Source organism: Streptomyces sp. NPDC059564, assembly GCF_042735575.1.
Lineage (GTDB): Bacteria > Actinomycetota > Actinomycetes > Streptomycetales > Streptomycetaceae > Streptomyces.
This window is the reverse complement of record NZ_JBHWBP010000078.1, coordinates 20554-28794: the sequence shown is the minus strand read 5'-3', so window position 1 is coordinate 28794 and position 8241 is coordinate 20554. Positions and strand designations below refer to the sequence as shown.

The following is an 8241-nucleotide window of genomic DNA, read 5'->3' as shown; positions in this document are numbered from 1 at the left end:
ACCGTACTGCCCGGGCCCGTCCACGACGCCGGCGGGCGCGCCCGGGACGGCGGCGGCGAGAGCGGTGCTCGCGTTGCGGAGCAGGGTTTCCAGCGCGGCCCCGTCCGGCCGCGCCGCCAGGTCCCGTACCAGCAGCCGTTCCAGTACGGGGCCCAGCGGGCCCGACCGCACCGGCGCCGGGATCGGCTCGTCCAGGACGGCGACCACGGTGGCCAGGCTGGTGGCCCGGCGCAGCGGGTGCGTCCCCTCGGCGGCGACGTACAGCAGCATGCCGAGGGACCACAGGTCGGAGGCGGCCAGCCCCTCCTCGCCGCGCACCCGCTCGGGCGCGATGTACTCGGGCGAGCCGATCAGCACCCCGGTGGAGGTGAGGGCCGTCGAGCCGTGCAGGGCGGCGATGCCGAAGTCGGTGAGCACGGCCCCGCCGTCGGGCCGCAGCAGCACGTTGGCCGGTTTCACGTCCCGGTGCAGGACCCCTTCGGCGTGCGCGGCCCGGAGCGCGGAGAGCACGTCGAGCCCGAGCCGCAGCACCTCCCCGACCGGCATCGGCCCGGCGGCGAGCCGGTCGTGCAGGGAGCCGCCCTTGACGAGCTCCATCACGATCCACGGGTGGCCCTCCGTCCCCGGCGCGGGCTCCACGATGTGATGGATCGTCACCACGTGGGGGTGCGCGAGGCGGGCGAGCGCACGGGCCTCGCGCACGGCCCGCTCGCGCAGCTGGACGGCGAGACCGGGCTGGGCGGCGGCGGTGGCCGGGTCCGGCGGGCGCACCTCCTTGAGGGCGACCTCGCGGTGCAGGGCGATGTCGCGGGCGCGCCACACCGTTCCCATGCCGCCCGCGCCCAGCGGGCCGATCAGTTCGAAGCGGCCGTCGACCAGCCGTCTGCCGGCCTCACTCGTGTCCATGGGCGGTCATCGTAGGCGCCGTCCGGGTCAGCAGCGGCGGCGGTCCACCGTCACGGTGCCCTGCTCGCTGGTCACCGTACGGTCGTAACAGCCGTCGCCCGCGGCGGCCCCGTACAGGCGGTAGTGGGCGGTGGTGGCGGCGACCGCGTGCCGCTGCTCGCGCGGGACGTTCGCCGTGTACGAGGCGTCGCCCGTGTAGCTGTCGTCGAGGCGGGTGCGGCCGGTCTCGCGGCCGCCGCGCAGGGTCACGGTGTCGGCCCGGTCGCCGAGGGACAGGACGGTGCGCAGCCGGTCCCCCGCGCCGAGGGTGGTGGCGCCGTCCATGGTGTAGGCGCGCCGCGTGCGGGTGGTCGTGGGACCGCGGGTGACGCTCTCCTCGTCGCTCCACTCGGCGGTGAGGGCGTCGCGGTCCTCGCCCTCGGTCCAGCGGTGCGCGGAGGTGTTGCGGACGGCCCGGGTGACGGTGGTGGTGACCCGGCCGTGGGAGGTGTCGAGGTGTCCGGCGACGGTGAGGCGGTGGCTGCCCTCGGTGTCCAGGCGGTGTTCGCCGCCGGGGGCCGGGGCGGGGGTGAAGCGGGTGCCGCCCGCCGGGGCCGTCTCCTCGTGCCGGGTCAGGGCGCCGGTGACGACCTGACGGCCGTGGTCCTGCCAGAGCAGCAGGTTGGCGGGGGTGCTCCAGCCGCTCTGCCCGGCGGGCACTCCGGCGACGGAGACCTCGATCCGGTGCGGGCGGCCGTCGTTGAGGAGGGCGGCGTAGGGGGTGAGGTCGTAGCGGACGGGCTGGACGTCGAAGGCGCGGGGGCCGGGGACGACGTACCAGAGGAAGGGGTTGGACCAGCCGCCGGTCCAGACGGTGGGGAAGGGCGCGGCGAGGCCGGCGAGCTGTCCGTCGACGGAGATCCGGACCTCGCGGTAGGGGCCGTCGGCGGCCTTGCAGGAGTACGGGGCGGCGTCGGGGACGGTCAGGTACCAGTACTCCTCGCACCCGCCGCCGGAGCCGGTGGCGTACACCTCGGCGAGGAGGCGTTCGGTGTTGCGCGGGGTGGTGACGTCCGGGGTGGTCAGCGGGAGGACCTGGTCGGGGGTGTCGGCGGGCGGGGTGCGACCCTCGGCGGCGTAGAAGGTGAGGGTGACCTTGACGTCGATGACCCCGGTGTAGGTGTCGTTCACGACGTTGCCGATCAGCATCTCGACGGGCTGGGGGCGGCTGAGGGTGTCGCGGTACGGGGTGACGTCCTTCTCCACCGACCAGGCGATGCCGTCGGGCGACGGCTCGGGGGTGGAGGTGCGCAGGATCTCGACGCCGCCGAGGGTGAGGTTGCCGAGGCGGTCGTACTGGCGGCCCTTGACCTTGCCGTCGAGGCGCAGCACGACCTTGGCCCAGGCGCCGCGGCCGCAGGCGGTGGGCGGGGCGTAGCCGCCGCGGTAGGGGGTGAAGTCCCGGAACTGGGCTTCGGCAAGGGTGACCTCGCAGGAGCGGGTCGGGGGCCGTTCCACGGGCGGGGCGGCGGTGAGGGGGTCGTGCCAGTCGGTGCCGAACTCGGCGGGCGGGGTCGCGCCGGCCGCGGGGGCTCCGGCCGCGGCGGCGGGTGCGGCCAGGGCCCCGGCGGCGAGGAGGAGCGCGCCGAGCAGGCCCGTGATCCTGTGTCGTGTCATGGGCCCGCAGTGAAACCGGTCGCGGCCCGCCGCCGCCAGGGCCCGCGGTGCGGGGGTGGCGGAAATCGTTCGGTGCCGCCGCCCGTGCCGGGTGTCAGTTCCCGGCGGGCAGCACCACGACGCCGTCGTCGTCCGCGAAGACGGTGTCCCCGGCGCGGAAGGTGACGCCGCCGATGGTGACGGGTTCGTCGACGGTCCCGGCGCCGGTCTTGCCGCTCTTACGGGGACACGTGCCCAGGGCCTGGACGCCGAGGTCGAGCGCGGCGAGGGCGACGCTGTCGCGGACGGCGCCGTTGATGATCAGCCCGGCCCAGCCGGAGTCGGCGGCCGCCCCGGCGAGGAGGTCACCGACCAGGGCGGTGCGCAGGGAGCCGCCGCCGTCGACCACGAGGACGGCGCCGCCGCCGGGGGTGTGGACGAGTTCGCGCAGCAGGGCGTTGTCCTCGTGGCAGCGCAGGGTGCGCACGGGCCCGGCGAAGAGCCGTCGGCCGCCGATCGGGCGGAACGGGGCGGCGCAGATGCCGAGGCGCTCGCCGTGCTCGTCGTAGAGGTCGGCGGTGGGGACGGGGGTGACGGGGGTGACGCTCATGGGGTTCGGGACTCCTCGCAGCTCGTACGTCGCGCCGTGCGGGCCCAGCGTAGGCAATGCGGCGGGGCGGCCGGGTCAGTGGCGGGAGCTGCGGGAGTTGCCGAAGAGGATGCGGTAGCCGATGAGCAGCACGAGGGAGCCGGCGATGGCGGAGCCCCAGGTGGCGAGGTCGAAGAACTGGGTCTGGATGGGGCGGTCGAGGAACTTCGCGGAGAGCCAGCCTCCGATGAAGGCGCCCGCGACGCCGATGAGGGTGGTGCCGATGAGACCGCCGGGGTCCCGTCCGGGCAGCAGGACCTTCGCGATGCCGCCGGCCAGCAGGCCGAGGATGATCCAGCTGATGAATCCCATGGTCGTTCACTCCGCTCGTTGGTGTGTGCGTCTCTCACCTGCGAGGACGCCCACAACGCCGAATCGGTTCTCCACCCGGACACGGCGGCTCCGCCCCCGGGCGGCGGCGGGCGGCGCCCGGGGCGGGCGGGTCAGGCTGTGACGTGGCCCGTGGGGAGGGTGGTGGAGGTGGGTTCGGGGAGCTGGGGGGCGGTGCGGGTGAGCAGCAGGACTCCGCGGGTCGCCGCGAGGGCTCCGGCGACGGCGAGCAGGATCCCCAGCGCGCCGCCCTGGAGGCGTTCGCCGAGCAGGACCATGCCGATGGCGGCCGCGGCGAGCGGGTTGGCCAGGTTCACCACGGCGAGGGGGGCACCGAGGCCGCCCCGGTAGGCGCGCTGCGAGAGCAGCATCCCGCCGACCGCGAACACGACCACCAGCAGGGCGACGGTGACGACCCGGGCGCTGAGCAGGGCTCCGCCCCGGCCGCCCGCGACGGCGACGGTCTGGGTCAGGGCGGAAGCGGCGGCGGAGGCGAGCCCGGAGGCGGTGGCGTGGCGCAGGCCCGAGCGGGGGTCCTTGCGGGCGGTGAGCAGGACGATCACGGCGGCGGTGGCGGCGGACACCCCGAGGGCCTCGGCCAGGGTGAGGGTGTCGTCGGGGGCCGGGCCGGAGGCGGGGAGCAGCAGCAGGCCGAGCCCGGCGACGGTGGCCAGGGTGCCCCGCCATTCGGTGGCGGCGACCCGTCGCCCGGCCCCGCGCGCCCCGAGCGGGACGGCGGCCACCAGGGTCAGCGCGCCGAGCGGCTGGACCAGGGTGAGGGGGCCGTAGCGCAGGGCGGCGGCGTGCAGCAGTGCGGCGGCGGCGTTCAGTCCGGCCGACCACCACCAGGCGCCGTTGCCGAGCAGGGCCGCGGCGGTGCGGGCGACGGCCCGGCGGGCGAGCCGCTCCTGGGCGACGGCGGCGGCCGCGTAGGTCACGGCGGAGGCGAGGCACAGCGCCACGGCGAGCGCGGTGGCGTTCACTGCCCGCCCCCCACGGCCGCACCGGCGGCCACGGCCGCCCCTGCGGACGCCCGACCCGGAGCCGGGGCCGAACCCGGAGCCGGGGCGGACGCCGGAGCCGAACCCGGGGCCGGAGCCGCGGCGGACGCCGGAACCGGGTTTCCCTCCCGGCTGGACCGCACGACGCGCGTGGTGCGGCGGGCCGGGACCGGGCGCGGGACCAGGAGGAGGGCCGCGCCCAGGAGGAGGGTGGCCACGAGGGCGTCGAGCCAGTAGTGGTTGGCGGTGCCGACGACCACGAGCAGGGTGATCAGCGGGTGCAGCAGCCACAGGGCCCGCCACCGCGACCGGGTCGCGGCGATCATGCCGAGGGCCAGCATCAGCGCCCACCCGAAGTGCAGCGAGGGCATCGCGGCGAACTGGTTCGCCATGGTGTCGGCGGCGGGGGCGGCCCGGTAGACGGTGGGCCCGTAGACCTGCCCGGTGTCCACCAGGTCCGCGGCGCCGAGCATCCGCGGCGGTGCGAGCGGGAACGACAGGTGCAGGACCAGCGCGGCGCCGGTGACCACGGCGAGCACCCGGCGCGTCCACAGGTAGTGCCGGGGGCGGCGCAGGTACAGCCAGATCAGGAACAGCGCGGTCGCCGGAAAGTGCACGGCCGCGTAATAGGTGTTGGCGGTGTGGACGACGGCGTCCGAGTGGAGCAGCAGCCGCTGGACCGCTCCCTCGCCGGGCAGGTGCAGGGCGCGCTCGGCGTCCCACACGCGGCCGGCGTTGCGGAAGGCCTCGTCGGTGCGGCCCGTCGAGAGCGTCCGGCCCGCCTTGTAGACCGCGAACAGGCCCGCGACGAGCAGCAGCTCGCGTATGAGCCGACGGCGCGCGTCTGACGTCCCGGCGCGTGGCCGGCCGGGCGTGGTGTGGGAGGTCATCCCCCGGTCTCACTTCTTTCGGGTGTGGCTGCGGGTCCTCGGCGGCGTGCCGTCGGTCCGGATCCGCTTCCTATCGACACGCCAGTGTATCGATACATTCACGTATCGATACGCTGGTGTACCGATTCGCTTTCCTGGCCGTACACTCGGAAGCGACGGACCCGGCCGCACCAGAACCGCGAGGAGAGCCGCCCCCATGACGTCGACGCCGCAGGTCACCGCGCGCCGCTCCAAGATCACCCCGGAGCGCGAGCGGGAGTTCTACGACGCCGTCCTGGAACAGCTGCGCGAGCACGGGTACGAGGCCCTCACCATGGAGGGCGTCGCCGCCCGCGCCAGCTGCGGCAAGTCCACGCTCTACCGGCAGTGGAAGACCAAGCCCCAGCTGGTCGCCGCCGCCCTGCGCGCGAGCCGCAGCGACCGGACGCTGGCCAGCGTCGACACCGGCACCCTGGTGGGCGACCTGCGCGAGGCCGCCCTGATCGCGGCCTGCACCTCGGGGCGCGACACCCGGCTCACCCAGGCGCTCGGGCACGCCGTGCTCAGCGACGAGGAGCTCCAGGGCGCGCTGCGCGAGGCGCTGGTGGAGCCCGAGCTGGCGGCGTTCGACGCGATCGTGGCCCGGGCGGTGGCGCGGGGCGAGATCGCCGCGGACCATCCGGCCGTGGAGTTCCTGCCGGCGCAGCTGATGGGCGTGCTGCGCATCCGGCCCGTGCTGGAGGGGCGGTACGCGGACGCCGACTACCTGGTCAGGTTCGTCGACACGTCCCTGCTGCCCGCACTGGGCATCACCCCCTGATGCCCCTCGATACCGGTGGGCCGCCGTCCACGATGACCGGACGGTGACCTGCTCGCGCTGCCTCGTGGGGACGGCGGCAGCGCGCCACCCGGACGGGTCGGCGGCCACTCCCGAGCAGAGTGACCGCCGCCCCGTCCGTAAGGCTCTTCCGCCCCCGCGGGCAAGGGCACAGTCGCCCCGCGGGCCCGGGCTCAGCCGCGGACGGCGCCCATGACCCGGGCGAACTCCTGCGGGTCCGCGTCGAAGCCCTGCGGCCGCGCGTCCAGCGACCAGCCGCCCTCGTCGTCCCGGACGAACTCGGCGACCGTGGCCGCCGTGGCCCGCGCCACCTCCCCGAAGTCGCCGGTGGCGAGATCGGTGTAGCCCTCCCGTATCCGCAGCCCGGTCCCGGCCACGCCGGCGAAGGTCTTGCGGCCGGCCCCGGCGGCCTCGGAACCGGCGTCCTGGATGACCACGCCGACCACCACCCGGCCCAGTTCGGGTGCCAGCCGGTCCAGTTCGAGGGTCATGACCTCGTCGAAGCCGAACCCCTGCCCGGTGCGGCTGTCCCGGGTCAGGGTGATGGTGCCGTCGGGGGCGCGGCTGCCGAAGTGCACGAGGTAGACCGGCTCCCCGTACGGATCCGAGGCGGCGTACACCGCCGCGACGATGTCCAGGTCGTTGGCGGGGGTGCCGGCCGGGCTGGGGTCCCAGCGCAGCGCGATCTCCACCTTGGCCAGACTCTTGCGTATAGCGCTCACCGAACTCCCCCTCCGCCGGGCCGGTTTGGCCCGTCATGCCCTGCCATGCTGTCACGCACCGGTGATCACGGGGCGAAGCACCGTACGTTCCCGGCCAGTCCGCGAGGCCGGGAACGCCCCTCCCCTCCCTCCCCTACCAGTCGCCGTCCTGCACCGGATCGCCCGGGCGCGGGGCGTTGCCGAGCGGGGTGACCTGGCCGGGCACCGGGGGGACCCACGGGGCGTGGTCGTCGCCGAGCCAGTCCCCGACCGGCTTGACCGCGCCGAGCGGTCCTGCGGCGGGGAGGTCGGTGCCGGTCTCGTCGTAGTAGTCGAACCAGGGCAGTCCGGCCCGCGTGTAGGCGGCCCGGTCCACGGGCGAGGGCGGCGCGTCCTCACCGGTGATGCGGCGCCATTCGGGCGGGGTCACCAGGTGGACGAAGACCCGCGCGGCCGGCTGGCCGGCCCAGGCGGCCGGCTTGCGGTCGTCCCGGTAGACCTCCTGGCGCATCGCCCCGCCGACCCCGAGCCCCATGGCCGCGGGGGCGGCGGGGGCGGCGCCGGGGGCGGCCGGGGGCAGCGGGGCGCCGTAGCCGCCGAAGCCCGCGGGCGCGGAACCGGGAACGGACGGGTACGGACCGGCGCCGGGGCGCGGACGCGGGGCGCGCGCCCGCTCGGCCTCCCGCCACCGTTCCAGCTCCCGGGGCTTCAGCGGGAAGGCCTGGAGCTGGACCCCGCCCGTGGTCTCCTGGCCCGTGACCTGCCCCTCCACGGTGGCGCCGAGGCCGAGCGGTACGGCGACGAACTGGCGCACCGTCCCGTCGCCCGAGTTGATCCCGTCCAGCCAGGGCTGGCGCGGCAGCACCACGTAGTTCTGCGGGGTGCGCGAGAGCCGGCCGGTCCACCGCTCCCCCGAGACCGCGCACACCTTGCCGACCCCGACCTGGAGCGCGGCGGGCTCCCGCGAGCCGCCGAAGCTGAGCCACATCGCCTCGCGCAGGTACACGGGCAGCATCACCCCGCCCTTCGCCCGCCACTGCGGCGGGACGGTGTCCGGGTAGTCCTCGACCCGCCGCAGCGGGAACTCCCCCAGGCCCGGCGGGAGTGCGTGCGTCCCCGACTCGGGGAGGCGCAATGTCCGGATGAACCGGATCCGTACCCCTTCGCCCAGCAGGAGCGTGTTCCCCTCGACCCGCGTCCCGCCCGCGCCTCGGTCCGCACCCCGTCCCCCGCCTTCGCCCGTGCCTTCGCCCGTTGCCGCGTCCGTCACCGCACCCGCCCCTTCTCCTGCCACGACCCGCACCCGGCGGAG

General features: G+C 75.8%; 9 protein-coding genes. 1 reads left to right on the top strand and 8 read right to left on the bottom strand.

All coding sequences use genetic code 11. The features are described 5' to 3' along the window. The 6 genes from ACFV0Q_RS16280 to ACFV0Q_RS16255 all read right to left on the bottom strand — a co-directional run. Nucleotides 1-906 (bottom strand): serine/threonine-protein kinase (locus tag ACFV0Q_RS16280; RefSeq protein ID WP_385005708.1); only part of this gene is annotated, 906 nt, incomplete at its 3' end. Between the two features lie 27 nt (nucleotides 907-933). Continuing rightward, on the bottom strand, nucleotides 934-2562 hold the full coding sequence (locus ACFV0Q_RS16275; RefSeq protein WP_385005706.1) for a peptide-N4-asparagine amidase: 1629 nt from the start codon (nucleotides 2560-2562) through the stop codon (nucleotides 934-936). 94 nt (nucleotides 2563-2656) lie between these two features. Then, complete coding sequence (gene rraA / locus ACFV0Q_RS16270) at nucleotides 2657-3151, bottom strand: ribonuclease E activity regulator RraA (protein WP_385005703.1); 495 nt, start codon at nucleotides 3149-3151, stop codon at nucleotides 2657-2659. Between the two features lie 75 nt (nucleotides 3152-3226). Next, complete coding sequence (locus tag ACFV0Q_RS16265; RefSeq protein WP_385005701.1) at nucleotides 3227-3502, bottom strand: GlsB/YeaQ/YmgE family stress response membrane protein; 276 nt, start codon at nucleotides 3500-3502, stop codon at nucleotides 3227-3229. A gap of 131 nt (nucleotides 3503-3633) precedes the next feature. After that, on the bottom strand, nucleotides 3634-4503 hold the full coding sequence (locus tag ACFV0Q_RS16260) for a hypothetical protein (protein ID WP_385005699.1): 870 nt from the start codon (nucleotides 4501-4503) through the stop codon (nucleotides 3634-3636). Beyond that, complete coding sequence (locus ACFV0Q_RS16255; protein ID WP_385005697.1) at nucleotides 4500-5411, bottom strand: phosphatase PAP2 family protein; 912 nt, start codon at nucleotides 5409-5411, stop codon at nucleotides 4500-4502. Before ACFV0Q_RS16255 ends, ACFV0Q_RS16260 begins: the two co-directional genes overlap by 4 nt. Before the next feature lie 196 nt (nucleotides 5412-5607). Here ACFV0Q_RS16255 and ACFV0Q_RS16250 point away from each other — a divergent pair, with 196 nt between their 5' ends. Next, nucleotides 5608-6210 (top strand): TetR/AcrR family transcriptional regulator, encoded by a 603-nt coding sequence (locus tag ACFV0Q_RS16250; RefSeq protein WP_385005695.1) that lies wholly within the window; start codon nucleotides 5608-5610, stop codon nucleotides 6208-6210. 191 nt (nucleotides 6211-6401) lie between these two features. Here the strand turns inward: ACFV0Q_RS16250 and ACFV0Q_RS16245 are convergent, their stop codons facing one another. Beyond that, entirely contained in the window at nucleotides 6402-6950 is a 549-nt protein-coding gene (locus tag ACFV0Q_RS16245; protein ID WP_385005693.1) for a TerD family protein, read from the bottom strand. Nucleotides 6951-7083: 133 nt separating this feature from the next. After that, on the bottom strand, nucleotides 7084-8103 hold the full coding sequence (locus ACFV0Q_RS16240) for a hypothetical protein (protein WP_385005710.1): 1020 nt from the start codon (nucleotides 8101-8103) through the stop codon (nucleotides 7084-7086). Between the last annotated feature and the right edge of the window lie 138 nt (nucleotides 8104-8241).

What these genes read in the sequence shown, in the direction of transcription:
- rraA (WP_385005703.1), bottom strand. Translation starts at nt 3,151, where the DNA reads ATGAGCGTCACCCCCGTCACCCCCGTCCCCACCGCCGACCTCTACGAC.
- ACFV0Q_RS16265 (WP_385005701.1), bottom strand. Translation starts at nt 3,502, where the DNA reads ATGGGATTCATCAGCTGGATCATCCTCGGCCTGCTGGCCGGCGGCATC.
- ACFV0Q_RS16250 (WP_385005695.1), top strand. Translation starts at nt 5,608, where the DNA reads ATGACGTCGACGCCGCAGGTCACCGCGCGCCGCTCCAAGATCACCCCG.
- ACFV0Q_RS16255 (WP_385005697.1), bottom strand. Translation starts at nt 5,411, where the DNA reads ATGACCTCCCACACCACGCCCGGCCGGCCACGCGCCGGGACGTCAGAC.
- ACFV0Q_RS16275 (WP_385005706.1), bottom strand. Translation starts at nt 2,562, where the DNA reads ATGACACGACACAGGATCACGGGCCTGCTCGGCGCGCTCCTCCTCGCC.